We start from the raw sequence: 1,194 nt of genomic DNA, 5'->3' as shown, positions 1-1,194 counted from the left end.
GTTCCTCGGCTGCGCTTTGAGCTTCTGCCAACTGCTTCATAATGACAGCATTCTGTTGTTTTAAAATATCAACAGGCGTTGGCCCCTGAACATTTTTTGCGTGCTCTAATATAGAATTCTTTTCTTCTCGTGTAGCCGATTCTATCCATACCTGTTTGCTAGGATCGAATTTCGCCTTAAAAAATGAAGGTGGTTGAATTAGCGTGCAATTTTCAGGAATAATATAATTTCCTTGCTCATCTACTTCGCTAATAATAGAAGGTCCGATAAAAATAAAATCTTCTCCATACTTGTATGCTTGAATCATGTTGCAGTTCCTCCTGTTTGTAGCGGCACAGATACATCTATATAAAAACCATCTAATCTATTTGAATCAAGTGGCGTTGGATATTTAATCTTTAAGTCACCATCATCGTATACAATCAAATTTGCCGTTCCCCCTGTTCCGCTTAGAGCAACCGAAACGACAGCCCCTCCTATCGGCGTGTACTCAACTGGTATTGACCCAAAAATAATTTCAGCATCTACCCTTACGTGACCTCGTAATAACAACAAAGAACCCGATTTTGCATATATTGGCGTGCGTGTCCCCACGGTAGCACCGTTTTTCAGCGTAATATTTTGCCACACAGGATTTTCAAAATCATTATTTGTAATGAGCCGTTTCCACCCTTTAAAAACGCCGTCAGTATGAACCGTGGTATGCCACAAAGTGTTATCATGGCTACGCCACGCTATGATGGACTTTCTCCCGGAATCGCCTTCGATAACATCATAGTTAAACCATGAGCTATCATTCACAACAGGATTGTTTTTAACTGATGTGCCATTCGCATAATAATAACCTGAACTTAACGCTAGAACGTCTGTCTCATTTACTAATTGTGTTCGTTTTCCGTCATCCTTTGTCAACTTCGTCATCTGGCCGCCATTCCACTTGTCTTTTTCAGTTTTTGTTACGTGAATGTCCGTTTTATCGGCATGAACATCGTCTTTTGACTGCGCCCCTTCCACTGACTCAAACTCACGCCATGACGTCCAAGAATCCGAGCCTGAGATTTTATTACGCATAAACTTTCGGCGGCCTGACGACGTTGAGTCGCTGCTGCTATAGGACGTATATTCCTGATATGCATACGTTCCGTAGTTGTGGACGAATAGATACCCGTTATTATTCACGGGCGCATTTAATGC

Annotated in this window: 2 protein-coding genes; both read right to left on the bottom strand. The window is 41.8% G+C overall.

Going from position 1 to position 1,194, the window contains the following annotated elements; all coding sequences use genetic code 11:
• The coding region (locus tag ACFVXH_RS41370) for a hypothetical protein (protein WP_387831244.1) at window positions 1–307 on the bottom strand (307 nt) is incomplete at its 3' end.
• A partial coding sequence (locus tag ACFVXH_RS41365; RefSeq protein WP_387831243.1) for a pyocin knob domain-containing protein occupies window positions 304–1,194 on the bottom strand: 891 nt, incomplete at its 5' end. The genes ACFVXH_RS41370 and ACFVXH_RS41365, both read right to left, overlap by 4 nt.

It is taken from the genome of Kitasatospora sp. NPDC058184, assembly GCF_042883725.1.
Lineage (GTDB): Bacteria > Actinomycetota > Actinomycetes > Streptomycetales > Streptomycetaceae > Kitasatospora.
Note: the sequence above shows the minus strand (reverse complement) of the source record. Positions and strands in the feature narration are given on the sequence as shown.